Source organism: Mesorhizobium sp. WSM4819 (assembly GCF_055811215.1).
Genome location: NZ_JBVVQO010000010.1, coordinates 113653 through 127786 on the forward strand (window position 1 = coordinate 113653; position 14134 = coordinate 127786).

The 14134-nt window shown below is 63.9% G+C and carries 15 protein-coding genes and 1 pseudogene; 8 read left to right on the forward strand and 8 right to left on the reverse strand.

The genetic code is table 11. The annotated features are described in order from the left end of the window. Positions 1–17: 17 nt before the first annotated feature. Positions 18–341 (reverse strand): BufA1 family periplasmic bufferin-type metallophore, encoded by a 324-nt coding sequence (locus AC0L18_RS12015; RefSeq protein ID WP_473492374.1) that lies wholly within the window; start codon positions 339–341, stop codon positions 18–20. A 283-nt stretch (positions 342–624) separates the two neighbouring features. Between AC0L18_RS12015 and AC0L18_RS12020 the strand changes: the two genes are divergently transcribed. Next, positions 625–1392, forward strand: coding sequence for a YbaY family lipoprotein (locus AC0L18_RS12020; protein ID WP_473492376.1), 768 nt, complete (start codon positions 625–627; stop codon positions 1390–1392). Between the two features lie 132 nt (positions 1393–1524). Here the strand turns inward: AC0L18_RS12020 and ndk are convergent, their stop codons facing one another. From ndk to AC0L18_RS12040, 4 genes are all read right to left on the reverse strand, one after another. Continuing rightward, positions 1525–1947: a nucleoside-diphosphate kinase gene (gene ndk / locus AC0L18_RS12025; protein WP_077375544.1), complete on the reverse strand. Its 423-nt coding sequence runs from the start codon at positions 1945–1947 to the stop codon at positions 1525–1527. 212 nt (positions 1948–2159) lie between these two features. Continuing rightward, positions 2160–2456, reverse strand: coding sequence for a DUF1905 domain-containing protein (locus AC0L18_RS12030; protein WP_473492377.1), 297 nt, complete (start codon positions 2454–2456; stop codon positions 2160–2162). 132 nt (positions 2457–2588) lie between these two features. Then, complete coding sequence (gene bluB, locus AC0L18_RS12035) at positions 2589–3224, reverse strand: 5,6-dimethylbenzimidazole synthase (protein ID WP_473492379.1); 636 nt, start codon at positions 3222–3224, stop codon at positions 2589–2591. A 151-nt stretch (positions 3225–3375) separates the two neighbouring features. Continuing rightward, positions 3376–4071 (reverse strand): glutathione S-transferase family protein, encoded by a 696-nt coding sequence (locus AC0L18_RS12040; RefSeq protein WP_473492380.1) that lies wholly within the window; start codon positions 4069–4071, stop codon positions 3376–3378. 91 nt (positions 4072–4162) lie between these two features. Here AC0L18_RS12040 and AC0L18_RS12045 point away from each other — a divergent pair, with 91 nt between their 5' ends. Then, positions 4163–4675 (forward strand): DinB family protein, encoded by a 513-nt coding sequence (locus AC0L18_RS12045; protein ID WP_473492382.1) that lies wholly within the window; start codon positions 4163–4165, stop codon positions 4673–4675. A 91-nt stretch (positions 4676–4766) separates the two neighbouring features. On the opposite strand, the gene AC0L18_RS12050 is transcribed toward AC0L18_RS12045, so the two are convergent. The 3 genes from AC0L18_RS12050 to AC0L18_RS12060 form a co-directional block, all read right to left on the reverse strand. Further along, on the reverse strand, positions 4767–5069 hold the full coding sequence (locus AC0L18_RS12050) for a DUF982 domain-containing protein (RefSeq protein WP_091590606.1): 303 nt from the start codon (positions 5067–5069) through the stop codon (positions 4767–4769). A 159-nt stretch (positions 5070–5228) separates the two neighbouring features. Next, complete coding sequence (locus AC0L18_RS12055) at positions 5229–7310, reverse strand: ATP-dependent helicase (RefSeq protein ID WP_473492383.1); 2082 nt, start codon at positions 7308–7310, stop codon at positions 5229–5231. Between the two features lie 85 nt (positions 7311–7395). After that, positions 7396–7566, reverse strand: coding sequence for a hypothetical protein (locus tag AC0L18_RS12060; protein ID WP_077375704.1), 171 nt, complete (start codon positions 7564–7566; stop codon positions 7396–7398). A 150-nt stretch (positions 7567–7716) separates the two neighbouring features. On the opposite strand from AC0L18_RS12060, the gene AC0L18_RS12065 reads away from it, so the two are divergent. The 6 genes and pseudogenes from AC0L18_RS12065 (at position 7717) to AC0L18_RS12090 (ending at position 14131) form a co-directional block, all read left to right on the forward strand. Then, positions 7717–7902: a hypothetical protein gene (locus AC0L18_RS12065; protein ID WP_473492384.1), complete on the forward strand. Its 186-nt coding sequence runs from the start codon at positions 7717–7719 to the stop codon at positions 7900–7902. Between the two features lie 399 nt (positions 7903–8301). Next, a complete protein-coding gene (locus AC0L18_RS12070) occupies positions 8302–10179 on the forward strand; it encodes an ABC-F family ATP-binding cassette domain-containing protein (protein WP_473492385.1) in 1878 nt (625 codons plus the stop codon). Positions 10180–10412: 233 nt separating this feature from the next. Next, positions 10413–10628, forward strand: a pseudogene (locus tag AC0L18_RS12075) (molybdopterin oxidoreductase family protein); the annotation flags it as partial. A gap of 132 nt (positions 10629–10760) precedes the next feature. Beyond that, entirely contained in the window at positions 10761–11186 is a 426-nt protein-coding gene (locus AC0L18_RS12080; protein WP_473492387.1) for a thioredoxin family protein, read from the forward strand. 9 nt (positions 11187–11195) lie between these two features. Then, positions 11196–11915 carry a cytochrome c biogenesis CcdA family protein gene (locus AC0L18_RS12085; protein WP_473492389.1) on the forward strand — a complete coding sequence of 240 codons (720 nt, stop codon included), beginning with the start codon at positions 11196–11198 and terminating at the stop codon, positions 11913–11915. Between the two features lie 110 nt (positions 11916–12025). Then, positions 12026–14131: a molybdopterin-containing oxidoreductase family protein gene (locus AC0L18_RS12090; protein WP_473492390.1), complete on the forward strand. Its 2106-nt coding sequence runs from the start codon at positions 12026–12028 to the stop codon at positions 14129–14131. The last annotated feature ends 3 nt before the right edge of the window (positions 14132–14134 follow it).

Below are 14134 nucleotides of genomic sequence, written 5' to 3' on the forward strand. Positions count from 1 at the left end.
CGGGCAGCTTGCATTGCTTAGGAAGGGATGTCGCGGGTCAGCCCCGTGGGCGAGCCCTTGCGGTCGCCGGGCAGGTCCATCGTCGTACAGGTGCCGCCGTCGACGAACTTCCAGGCGTTGCCCTGGTAATCGACAGTCGAGGTGCCTTGGCAGGTGGTGCCAGGTCCTGCCGCGCAGTCGTTCTGCCCCTTCAGGGCGACGCCAAAGCACTTCTCCTTGCCGGCATCCATCGCCGCCTTGGCCTCTGCCTCGGACAGCGGCGCGGCCGTCGCAAAAGAAGCAAGAGCCGTGGCAACGGCGCCGGCCAGGAAGGCCGCGCTCACGGTTGATCTTGTTGACATGATTTCACCTCCGATTGGGTTGTTGCGCGCGCCATTCCTCAAGCGCGCATTGGCCAGTTCGGTCCGGAGGTTCCCTGCGTTACATCTTTTTGGAACACGACTTTGTGATCACCTGGGGACTTGGCGTGAGCAATATTTCGCCTGTCACGCCAAGGAGGCCGACCACAGGGCAACGAGCCGCCGGAAGGCGCCGCCGTGTGAACAGCCCGTGTGGGGCGCCACGGAACCACCGCAATCCTGCGAGACCTTCCGACCAGTTTGGCGCATTATGGGGAGCAGGATCATGCTGGGCAGGATCGCCGAGTTCTTCATCTTCGGTGTCGGGCCGCTGGTCGTTGGTATACTGGTGGTGCCTGAGTTGTCCGTCGCCGCCGAGAAGACCCTGAAGGGCGAGGTGATGTATCGCGAGCGCATCGCTCTGCCGCCCAACGCCGTGCTTTCCGTGCAGCTTGCCGATGTCTCGCTGGCCGAAGCGACGGCCGCCGTCATCGGCGAGCGCAAGGTGGCGCCGGCCGGCCAGGTGCCGATCAAGTTCGAGATCAGCTTTGATCCCCAGGTGATCCGGCCCCATATGACCTATGCGCTGCAGGCGCGCATCACCGTCGACGACAGGCTGTTGTTCATCTCCGATATGCGCCACCAGGTCGATCCACTGAGCGACGCGCCGCAGACCATCATGCTGAAGATGGTGACGTCGCGCGAGCAGCCGGCGTCGGCCCCGGTGGTCGGGCAGATCTGGCTGATCGAGTATATCGACGGCATCGGTGTGATCGCCGAACCGCAGGCGACGTTCAGGATCGACGAGGCCGGCAAGGCCGGCGGCAGCGGGCCTTGCAACGTCTACTTCGCCACCGCCAAAGTCGATGGTTCGACGATTGCCATCAGTGACATCGGTTCGACCTTCAAGGCCTGCGCGCCCGAGACTATGGCCGAGGAAAAGGCGCTGTTCGAGGCGCTGGCCAAGGCGGCATCGTATCACGTCGACGCCGGCAAGCTCATCATCGTCGACAAAGACGACCGCGTCATCCTGCGCTTCAACGCCGCGAGCTGATAACCGGTTTCGGTTTTTGAGCATCATGCGCAGGTGGCGGGTGTCGGCGCCCGGCGTCTGGTGCCGGATCGCCGCAACGAAAAAGGCCGGCATTGCGCCGGCCTTTTGCATATGACGTGGTGACTTATCGGCTCAGCCGACGATCTCGGTGTCCGAGAACCAGTATTTGATCTCCTGCGCGGCGGTCTCCGGCGCGTCGGAGCCGTGCACGGAATTCTCGCCGATCGACAGCGCGTGCAGCTTGCGGATGGTGCCTTCGGCGGCGTTGGCCGGGTTGGTGGCGCCCATCACGTCGCGGTTTTTGGCAATGGCGTTCTCGCCTTCCAGCACCTGCACGACCGTTGGGCCCGACGACATCGACTCGACCAGTTCGCCGAAGAACGGACGATCCTTGTGCACGGCATAAAAACCTTCCGCCTCGCGGCGGCTCATCCACACCCGGCGCGAGGCGACGACGCGCAGGCCGGCTTCTTCGAGCATCTGGGTGATGGCGCCGGTGAGATTGCGCCGGGTTGCGTCCGGCTTGATCATGGAAAAGGTGCGTTCGAGCGCCATGGAGTCGTCCTTGTGATAGAGAGTGGAATTCACGGTGGCGGGCTCTATACAAGCCGCCCGCCGGCTTGCCAAGGGGCTGGCGCTAATGCATCTCGCGCCAAAGTGCGCAGCGGATTTGCGATAACGACATCCATAAAAACAAGAACTTAAGCGCGTCGCCGACGTGCTTTAGCCGCCGCATAGCGTGTCGCCGTCGGCCAAAACCAATGTTGTCATAACTTCATCTCGATTGTCAGCTTGGCCGTGTCGCCAGCCCGAAGGCCTTCGCGGACCCGCACTGCCGTCTTGATCGGCAACAGCAGGCCGCCGGATTTCTTGTCGGGAAACAGCGATGTTCGCCATCTCGTCTGGCCGATGACGGCTTCCACGCCAAGCGAGCCCCAGGGTCGTGCCATCCCCGCCATTGCCGTCTTGATCCGTGCACCAAGCTCCGGCGGCAGCGTCACGAAATGCCAGCCGCCCTTGCCTGGATAGACCCAGATCTCGGCCTGCACGTCGTAGCGAAGCATTTGTGCCCTTCCTCAGATCAAGGCCGTCACGGCTGGCTTTGCCATGGTGTCTTGTCGGCAACGCCGACGATCGGCGAAATCATCCTAATATCCATTCTCCCTGCAAGGGAGGATGGCAGCGTTGCCGTTGCACTACCGCCTTATCACCATCGAAGCGCGCCGAACTTCCCAGCCTTCTCGCTCCAGTTCCGGCACGCTGTGGTTCTCGCAGGGGTAGCCGACGCAGAAGTAACCGATCAGCGTCCACTCCGGCGGTGCATCCAGGATCGTCGCCATTTCGGCCGGGTCGAGGATCGAGACCCAGCCCATGCCTATTCCTTCGGCGCGCGCCGCCAGCCAAAAAGTATGGATCGCCATCACCGCCGAATATTCGATGGTCGCGGGCATGGTCAGGCGGCCGAGCCCATGTCCCTGTTGCGTCCCGCGGTCGGCGAAGACAGCGAATTGACAAGGCGCCTCGTTCAGGCCGGCAAGCTTCAGGCGCGCATAGAGCGCGGCGCGTTCGCCGCCGAACGACGCGAGCGCCTCCGCATTGCAGCGCTCGAAGCATGCCTTGACGGCGGCGCGGCATTCCGCGCTCTCGACCATGACGAAACGCCAAGGCTGGCTCAGCCCGACCGACGGCGCAATGCTGGCGAGGTCAAGCAGCCGCTCTAGCGCGCCTTCGGGGAGCGGCGTCGGCCTGAATCGCCTGACATCCCGCCGCCACAGGAAGAGGTTGACCAGATCGGCGCGAAAATCGTCCGGGAATTCCGGGTCTGACGTCATGGTGTCGTGCTGCCTTTGCTAGGGGTAGGGGCAGTAGGGCAGTAGGGCAGTAGGGCAGTAGGGCAGTAGGGCAGTAAGGCAGCAGTAAGGAAGTACGGAAGTCACGGCGGCGCGCATACCTACTGCCCTACTGCCCTACTGCCTTACTCCCCTATGCAGCAGCCGCCGCCACCTTGCGGCCGAGCCCCTCATGCAGGTCGAGACAGCGCTCGAACCACTGCGCCACCACATCGCTGTCGTCGAGCAACCGGTAGGGTGAGGCGATGCGCGCCCATTGCAGCGCGCCGAAGACGATGTAGTCGGCAAACAGCGGTGATTGGCCGCCGATGAACGGCTGATAGGCAAGCATCGAGCGCAATGGTTCCAGCGAGGTACGGAAGGCACCAAGGCCGGCGTCCCGCGCCGCCACCACCTCTTCCAGTCTCTGGCCGAAGCGTTGCTCGCGGTTTTGGCGAAAATAGGCGGCGTTGGCCTCGTCCTGCATGGCGTGCAGGTCCATGATCGCCGCAGTGGTGACATAGGGGTGGATGGTCAGTTGCGACCAGCGTTCGACGAAGCGCGCCATCGCCTTGCCGCCGTCCCCGCAAAACAATGTCGGTCGCTCTGGATAGGCCTCGTCGAGATAGAGCGCGATGGCGAAAGAATCGGCGACCACCTTCTCGCCGTCGCGGATCACCGGAACGAGTTTTGAAACGCCGCCTTCAACTATGGGCACTTCGAGAAAGCGTGTCGGCACGGTTGAGATATCGAGGCCCTTGTGGGCAAGCGCCATCGTCGCCTTCCAGCAATGCGGGCTGAACGGACGGGCGCCATCGCGTCCGACGAGATCATAGAGCAGAATGGTCATTGGCGGCAGCTTCCCTGCGGTCTACTAGAGCGACGTTGTGGGCCTTGCGGTAAGCACCCGGAACGGGGTCTCGCGGGCCGGAGAAAAAACGATGAAACAGCACTTCATGATGTTTGCGGCCTACAATCAATGGGCCAATAGCCGCATCTACGATGCCGCCGCCGATCTCGACGAGGAACATTTTCACCGCAACGTCGGGGTCTTCTTCGGCTCGATGATGGGCACGCTCAACCATGTTCTGACTGCCGATCGCATCTGGATGAGGCGCTTTACCGGCGAGGGCGACGCGCCGGCCAGGCTCGACACGGTCCTGCAACGCGCCCTGCCGGGCTTGCGGCTGGCGCGCGAGGCCGAAGACAAAAGGATCGTCGACTGGGTTGGGGCGTTAAGCGACAAGGCTTTGTCCGGCCGCTTCTCCTACATGACCGTCTCCGATATGCGCACCGTCTCGCAGCGGCTTGCGCCGGCGCTTGATCATTTCTTCAACCACCAGACCCATCACCGCGGCCAGGCGCACGCGATCCTGACCATTCTCGGCCGGCCTTCGGTGCCGCTCGACCTGACGCTGTTCCAGCGCAGCGAAGAGGGCCGCGCCTACGCCTGATTTCGGATCATCCGGGTCGAATTGACAGGAAAACCCGTCGAAGACGAACAGCATCTTCGGCGGGCCATAGTCGCAAAACAGGCCTGGCCAGTCAGGCGGCGTATCCGCCCTGGTCGCGGGAGATCGGCTTGACCGAGACTGCCGGCTGCGCAGAGGGCCAGAGAATGCCTGCCGAAACTGCGAAGGTGATCAGGGCGTCGCACGCCGCTTCGGGCGAGATCTCGCCGGCGCGTGCCGCCTCGCAGGCCTTCACCGCCGCGCCATAGCTCAGGCGTCGCCGCGATGGTGGAAACTCGGTCAGGAACTCATGCATGTCGAACAGCGAAGCGATCATGCGCTTATGGCCGGCGCCGACGGTTACGGCGACCGGGGTGAAAAATGTCTTATCGTGCATTCTGGCCTCTCGAATTGGGCGGAGGTGACGGGCGGACGCCGCTCTCCGACCGGGGGTAGGACGCCCAGAAACGCGGATTGCGGCATCAGGTTCCATGTTGCCGAAATTTGATTTTTCGCCACCAGGCTCCGTGGCATGAGCGTCGTGCCGAAGAGCGGCCTATTTCCACATGTCGCGCATGCGGGCGCCAAGGTCGACGCGCACTTGCGGCTGGCGGCGCGGATCATCCCTGGCCTGGACGCTCGCCCACGATGTCTGTTCGAAGGCGCCGAGGATCGAGGCCGGGATGAAGCGGGTGCGCGAGGCGTAAACATGACGATCGCCGCGCGCCGCCTGGCCGTGGACGAAAAAGCGCTGCGGCATGACCAGGTGCAGGCCGTCCTTGGCCCGCGTCATCGCCACGTAGAGCAGGCGGCGCTCCTCGTCGATATCCTCCTTCGAGCCGACGGCGAGATCGATCGGGATGCAGCCGTCGACGGTGTTGAGCACGAAGACGTTCTTCCATTCCTGGCCCTTGGCCGAGTGGATGGTCGACAGGATCAGATAGTCCTCGTCGCGATGCGGCGGCCCAGCCTCGTCGCTGGTTGCATCCGGCGGATCGAGGGTCAGTTCGGTGAGGAAACGCTCGCGCGAGGCATAGCCCGAGGCGATCTGTTCGAGCTGCAGAATATCGGCCCGGCGTGTCGTCGCGTCCTCGTGGATGCGGTCGAGATGCGGCTCATACCAGAGCCTGACCTGTTCGAGGTCAACAGGCCATTTTCCCGACCCGGCGCGAAGCTGCGAGAACAGCGCGACGAAACCCGGCCAGTCGTCGGCGGCGCGTTGCGGCGGGCGGTAGCGCGCCAGCCCCATCGCTTCGTCGAGCGACGTCGCCATGGTGTCGACGATCTGCGAAGCCGCCGAAGGGCCGATGCCGGGCAAAAGCTGCAGCACGCGAAAGCCGGCGACGCGGTCGCGCGGGTTCTCGGCGAAGCGCAGCACCGCCAGCACGTCCTTGACATGGGCGGCGTCGAGGAACTTCAGCCCGCCGAACTTGACGAACGGGATGTTGCGGCGCGTCAGCTCGATCTCCAGTGGCCCGCTGTGGTGCGAAGCGCGAAACAGCACGGCCTGCGCCTTCAGCGCCGTGCCGGCCTCGCGCTCGGTTAGGATCGCCTGACAGACGTAACTCGCCTGCTCGGCCTCGTCGCGGACGCTGACCAACTTCGGCTTTTCGGTCGATTTGCGCTCCGACCAGAGGTTTTTGGTAAAGCGCTCCGAGGCCTCGCCGATCACCGCATTGGCGGCGGCCAGGATGGTCTCGGTCGAACGGTAGTTGCGCTCCAGCATGACGATCTCGGCCGGCCGGGCGAACTGTTTTGGAAAATCGAGGATGTTGCGCACTTCGGCGGCGCGAAACGAATAGATCGACTGCGCATCGTCGCCGACCACCGTCAGCCCGGATCCGTCCGGCTTGAGCGCCGCGAGGATCGAGGCCTGCAGCCGGTTGGTGTCCTGGTATTCATCGACCAGCACATGGTCGAAACGCCCACTCAGATGCGCCGATATCTCCGGCTCGCCTGCCATCTGCGCCCAGTAGAGCAGCAGGTCGTCGTAATCGAGCACGTTCTGCGCCTGCTTGGCCTCGACATATCGGGCGAACAGCGCCTTGAGCTGTTCTGCCCACCCCGCGCACCAGGGGAACACCGAACCCAAAACTTCGCCGAGCGGCGCCTGCGCGTTGACGGCACGCGAATAGATCGCCAGGCAGGTGCCCTTGGTCGGAACACGGCCTTCGGTTTTCGAGAAGCCGAGTTCGTGCCGGGCGAGGTTCATCAGGTCGGCCGAATCCTCGCGGTCGTGGATGGTGAAGGCCGGATCGAGGCCGATCTCCATAGCGTAGTCGCGCAGCAGCCTGGCGCCGATGCCGTGAAACGTGCCGGCCCAGGTGAGAGCATCGGTGATGACGGAAGCGTCGCGGCCGAGCACCTCGCCGGCGATGCGCTCGACGCGCTTGGCCAATTCCGATGCGGCGCGACGCGAAAACGTCATCAAAAGGATGCGCCTCGGGTCGGCGCCCCTGACGATCAGATGCGCGACGCGATGCGCCAGCGTGCTGGTCTTGCCGGAGCCGGCCCCGGCGATCACCAGCAGCGGCCCGGCGACCTTGCCGTCGCCATGCTCGACGGCAACGCACTGCTCGGCATTCAGCTTTGCGAGATAGGCAGGCCGGAAGGTCGAATCACGGGCAGCGAGGTTCATTGCCCATCAAGCATCGTTTCTGCTTTGTTCGCAACGCTTTCGTGCGTGCGTCCGATCCTGCTGGCGCCCGACCGACGAACCGGAACTAGCGCTGCGGCTCGACGCCCATCGCCGCTGACTGCCGCGGCAGCGACTTGTCGTCATCGGGAGGCGGCAGCAACAGCGGATCGAAGTCGTCGGGCACCTCGTCGACGATTTCCCTGACGATGCGGTAGGCCACATAGACGGCGGCCCCGGCTATGAGCAGACGGATCATGATTTTCTCCATTGGTGTGGACCAACCGAGGAGCCGGCGTTTTGTTCCCCTCTCTCGTTTTGTTCCCGGGGTTCCAAAACGTCCCAAGCTCTTGCCCGAGCGTGCAACCAAATCGGCACCGTCTCGTTTGCCCGGTGACAGGAGGTTGCGATGAACAAGCTCTCAACTTTGCTGGCCCCGACCTGGCTCGTTTTGGCCGCAGCGCTGGCAATCGCGGCTTGCGACAACAACATTCCACCGACAAAGGCTCCCGGCGCCGATCAAAACCCGCAGGTCGACCCTGCGCCCAACGCGACGCCAGGCGATGATCAACCCGCCGCGCCGCCGGCGCAGTGAAAGCTGTAGGAAAGATGGCCGGCGCCGCTTGGGAGGGGAGCGATGACGCCGGCCAGGCGGGTATCAGGTCCGCCGCACACCTAGACATAGCTGAGTCTTGCCCTTGCGTCATGACGCGATAGCCGAAGACGACCGCCTTGCACCGGCAATTGACTGACAAATGCGCAGTTTTCGGCTGCGAGAAGCCGATGCTCGCCAGGCGCCACGCCATCGCAGCGGTTGCCGGCCCAGCCCGGAGCTGGTCCGTTGATCCGGCGAGGCCGGTGATCGGATCAATCGTCTTCTTTCTCCGCCCGCGGCACCGGGCAACCTGCCGCTGGCGGCCATTTTCATGCGTTATGCGGCCAACCGCCGCTCGAGGTCTTGCGAAGCGCTGACGTCCCGTGCAAAAGCGCGGCCATGCTGATCATCAACGACCTTTCGCTCCGCATGGCCGGACGCCTGCTTCTTGACCATGCCTCGCTGACTTTGCCGGCCGGCAGCAAGGCAGGGCTTGTCGGCCGCAACGGCACCGGCAAGACCACTTTGTTCAAGGCGATCACCGGCGACCTCGCCTCCGAGACCGGCTCGATCGGTCTGCCGAAGAACACGCGCATCGGCCAGGTGGCGCAGGAGGCTCCCGGCACCGAGGAGCCGCTGATCGAGATCGTGCTCAAGGCCGACCTCGAACGCTCCGCATTGCTCGATGAGGAATCGACGGCGACCGATCCGCACCGCATCGCCGACATCCACATGCGGCTGGCCGATATCGACGCCCATTCGGCCGAGTCTCGTGCCGCCACCATCCTCGCCGGCCTCGGCTTCGACGACGCCGCCCAGCGGCGGCCGGCCTCGTCGTTCTCCGGCGGCTGGCGCATGCGCGTCGCACTCGCCGCGGTGCTGTTTGCCGAGCCCGATCTGCTGCTGCTCGACGAGCCGACCAACTATCTCGACCTCGAAGGCACGCTGTGGCTGGAAAACTACGTGTCGAAATACCCGCACACGGTGCTGCTGATCTCGCATGACCGCGACCTGCTCAACCGCGCCGTCAACTCGATCGTCCATCTCGACCAGAAGAAGCTGACCTTCTGGCGCGGCGGCTACGACCAGTTCGAGCGCCAATACACCGAGCAGCGCGAATTGCAGGAGAAGGGCAGGGTCAAGCAGGAAGCCGCACGCAAGCACATGGAGTCCTTCGTCGAGCGCTTCCGCGCCAAGGCTTCCAAGGCGAGACAGGCCCAGTCGCGCATCAAGGCGCTGGAGAAGATGAAGCCGATCGCCGCGATTGTGAACGACAACGTGCGGCCGTTCTCCTTTCCCGAGCCGGTGAAGACGGTGGCCTCGCCGATCATTGCGCTCAACAACGTCAATGTCGGCTATGTCGAGGGTGAGCCGATCCTGAAGAAGATGACGCTGCGCATCGATGCCGACGACCGTATCGCACTGCTCGGCGCCAACGGCAACGGCAAGTCGACCTTCGCCAAATTGCTGTCCGGCCGCCTGAAGCAGGAGACCGGGACCATGACGGTGGCGCCCGGCCTGAAGGTGGCGATCTTTGCCCAGCATCAGCTCGACGATCTCCGACCGAGTGAAAACGCCTATGAGCATGTCCGCCGGCTGATGCCGGAAGCACCGGAATCGAAGGTGCGCGGCCGTGTCGCCCAGTTCGGACTGACCACCGAAAAGATGAACACCGCCGCCAAGGACCTGTCGGGCGGCGAGAAGGCGCGGCTGTTGATGGGCCTGTCGGCGTTCGAGGGGCCAAACCTGTTCATCCTCGACGAACCGACCAACCATCTCGATATCGACAGCCGTGAATCGTTGATCCATGCGCTGAACGAGTTTCCCGGCGCCGTCATCCTGATCTCGCACGACCGCCATCTGCTCGAGGCAACGGCCGACCGGCTGTGGCTGGTCAAGGACGGGACGGTCAATCCTTTTGACGGGGACCTCGATGATTACAAGACGCTGGTCACCGGCGTGGCCGGCGACCGCCGCGGCAAGCGCGAGGCCGAAAAGGCCTCGAAGGCCGACCGCCGCCGTGACGCGGCGGCGCGCCGCGCCGCCTTCGAGCCGCTGGCCAAGGAGATCCGCGCCACCGAAGCGCTGATGGACCGCATTCGCAAGCGCATCGACTTGATCGAGGACGAACTCGCCAATCCGGCGGTCTACGAAAAGGACCCGTCGACGGCGACACGGCTGGCCAAGGAACGCTCGCAACTGGCCCAGACACTGGCCGGCCATGAGGAAAAATGGCTGTCGATGTCGGCAGAGTACGAGGAAGGCACGGCGGAGTAGGGGAAGCGTAATCTCCCCCCTTGTGGGGGAGATGCCCGGCAGGGCAGAGGGGGGCGCTGTCCCGCCGGCCTGGCAGTATTTGCCCCGCCCGACTGCCGTTCTTCTTGATCAGGGCGGGATCACACCTAAAGTTGGCGATCCTTCGCGCCCCCCTCTGTCCTGCCGGACATCTCCCCCACAAGGGGGGAGATTGGCTAATCATCTGGCCCTACAGCTGGTCGTCAGAAGTTAGTTTGGGGCACGCCAAGCTCAGGATCGGCTATTCGGCCTGTCTGCATGTTTGCCCGTCGACCGCTCGACAGCAAGCGCATCGGCCGCGTCCACGGCGCCAAGGCCAATACGTATACATCAGGCGTCATCGGCGCCAAGGTCGCCCGCTACGCCGCCGCGTCCATAATCCCGAGCGCTTGCTGAAGCCACTGGTGCGCTTGGCGTCAGCACCTGATGGCTGCTGACGGCGTCGAATGCAAGTGGACGCAAGCGAAGGGCGGCCTCGGTAACATTACCGTGAGCCTGTAACGTTCGCCGTCGCTGGCGCGAACAACGGACCGTATCCTCATGTCCGACCACGGCGGGATTACTTGCCCGCCGACGACTTCAGGAGTCAAGAAATGCTAGACCGTCGCACCTTCCTCATCGGCCTGACCGCAATATCCGGCCTCGCCTCGGCTCCGGCGGCGCTGGCTGCCAGCCGCATGGCCTACACACGGCAGGCCTTCGAAAAGGCGCAAAAGGCAGGCAAGCCGATCCTGGTCGAGATCACCGCCAGCTGGTGTCCGATCTGCAAGGCGCAGAAGCGGGTGCTCGGCAAGTTGCTGCCTGCGCCCGAGCACGCAAACCTGGCCGTTTTCGAAGTCGATTTCGATTCCCAAAAAGAGGTTGTTCGGGCTCTTGGTGCGCGGATGCAGAGCACGCTGATCACCTTCAAGGGCGCAACGGAAGTCGGTCGGCTTGTTGGGGTGACCAAGGCGGATGCCATCAAGCAATTGCTTGATAAAACGATCTGAGCGGCGGAGATGCTACTCGGTCTCATATTTTCGTTCCTGGCCGGGGTGCTGTCGACGCTGTCGCCATGCGTGCTGCCGCTGATACCGATCGTGCTCGGTGCTGCCGTCAGTCAGCATCGCTATGGCCCCATCGCGCTGGCCGCAGGACTTGCCATATCCTTCACGGCCATAGGGCTTTTCGTCGCCACGATCGGGTTCTCCGTCGGGCTTGACGGCGGTGTCTTTCGCAGCGCCGCCGCAGTTCTGATGCTCGTCCTCGGCACGATATTGATCGTGCCGCCACTCCAGGCGCATATCGCGGTTGCGGCCGGTCCGGCCGGCAACTGGGTCGAGCAGCGGTTTGGCGGCTTTTCATCCGTTGGCCTTTGGGGGCAGTTCGGCGTCGGTCTGTTGCTTGGCGCGGTGTGGAGCCCTTGCGTTGGCCCGACTCTCGGTGCCGCTTCCGTCCTTGCAGCGCAGGGCCAAGACCTTGGCCAGGTTGGGGTCACCATGGTCCTGTTTGGTCTCGGTGCTGCCGTGCCGTTGCTGATCCTCGGATTACTGTCCCGCGAGACCTTGCTGAGTTGGCGCAGCCACATCGCCAGCGCCGGCAGCGGGCTGAAGGTCGCCTTCGGCGTCTTGCTGGTGATGACCGCCGCCGCGATTCTGTCTGGGTTCGACAAGGCGTTGGAAACCGCACTCGTCAACGCTTCGCCCGAGTGGCTGACGGCGTTGACGACGCAGTTCTAACGGCCCCGCGCTGGTGGTCGCCAGATTTTCAGCTTGCCTCAGCAAGGAGAAGCAAGTTAGCGCTGCATCTGGCCCTACACGCCGCTTTCGCAACCGACTAGTCTGCTCCCATGAATCAGCACGCCAAGCTCAGGATCGGCCATTCGGCCTGTCCGCATGATTGCCCGTCGACCTGCGCGCTCGAGGTCGAGCTGCTCGACAGCAAGCGCATCGGCCGCGTCCATGGCGCCAAGGCCAACAGCTACACGGCCGGCGTCATCTGCGCCAAAGTCGCCCGTTATGCCGACCGCGTCCATCATCCCGACCGCTTGCTGAAGCCGCTGATCCGGGCGGGCGCCAAGGGTGAGGGCCTTTGGAAGGACGCGAGCTGGGGGGCCGCACTCGACCTGGTCGCCGAAAAATTCATCGCGGCCGAGGCAAGATACGGCTCGGAGACGGTCTGGCCCTATTACTATGCCGGCACCATGGGACTGGTGCAGCGCGATGGCATCGAGCGGCTGCGCCACGCGAAAAAATATTCCGGCTTCTTCGGTTCGATCTGCACCAATCTGGCCTGGACCGGCTGGATGATGGGGGCCGGCGCGCTGCGCGGTCCTGACCCGCGCGAGATGGCCAAGTCCGACTGCGTGGTGGTCTGGGGCACCAATGCCGTGGTCACCCAGGTCAATGTCATGACCCACGCGATCAAGGCGCGCAAGGAGCGTGGCGCCAAGATCGTCGTCATCGACGTCTACGAGAACGCGACGATGAAGCAGGCCGATCTCGGCCTGGTGCTGAAGCCCGGCACCGACGGTGCGCTGGCCTGCGCGGTGATGCATGTGCTGTTCCGTGACGGCATGGCCGACCGCGCCTATTTGGCAAAATACACCGACGATCCGCACGGTCTGGAAGCGCATCTTCAGACGAGGACGCCGCAATGGGCGGCTGATATCACCGGGCTTTCCGTCGATGAGATCGAGGCCTTCGCCCGTCTCGCCGCGACCAAGAAAACCTATTTCCGCCTCGGCTACGGTTTTTCGCGGCAGCGCAACGGCTCGGTCAACATGCATGCCGCCGCCTCGATCGCCGCGGTCACCGGCTGCTGGCAATATGAGGGCGGCGGCGCCTTCCATTCCAATTCGGGCATCTTCAAACTGAACCAGGAACTGCTGGAAGGCACGCGGATGCGCGACCCGGCGATCCGCCACCTCGATCATTCGCGCATCGGCCCGGTGCTGACCGGCGCTGAGGATGCGCTCTATGGCGGCCCAACGGTGACGGCGCTGCTGATCCAGAACACCAATCCGGTCAATGTCGCGCCTGAGCAGCGGCTGGTGAAGCAGGGCTTTTTGCGCGACGACCTGTTTTCCTGCGTGCACGAACAGTTCATGACCGACACCGCAAAACTCGGAGATGTCGTGCTGCCGGCGACGATGTTTCTAGAGCATGACGATGTCTACAAGGGCGGCGGCAATCAGCACATCACGCTCGGGCCGAAGCTGATCGACCCGCCGGAAGGGCCGCGCAGCAACCATTTCGTCATCGAGGAACTCGGCAAAAGGCTCGGTGTTGGCGACAGGTCTGGCTTCGGCATGACCGAGCGGCAGCATATCGACATCATTTTGGGCAAGCGCGGGCTGGGCAGTTTTTCGAGCCTCAAGGAACAAAAGTGGCTCGATTTGCAGCCGGCTTTCGAAGCGGCGCATTTTATCGACGGCTTCGGCCACGCGGACGGAAAATTCCGCTTTCGCGCCGACTGGACCGGGCAGGCGGCGCCCAACCGGCCGCCGAAAAGCATGGGCCTGTTCGGGCCGGTGGCAAGCCTGCCGGAATTTCCCGACCATGTCGATCTGATCGAGGTGGCGGATGCTGCGCATCCGTTCCGGCTGGCCACTTCGCCGGCGCGCAATTTCCTCAACTCGACTTTTTCCGAGACGCCGGTGTCGATGGCCAAGGAGGGCCGGCCGGAACTGCTTTTGCATCCGGATGATGCGGCAGTCTATGGGCTGGCCAATGGCGACCGCGTCGAGATCGGCAATGCGCGCGGCGAAGTTGTGCTGCACGCAAGATTGTTCGATGGCGTCAAGCGCGGCGTCGTGGTGGCCGAAGGCATCTGGCCCAACAGCGCCCACGAGCGCGGCGAGGGCATCAACGTCCTGACCGGCGCCGACGCGCCGGCGCCCTATGGCGGTGCGGCGTTCCACGACAACAAGGTGTGGCTGCGCCCGGCAAAGTGAAGC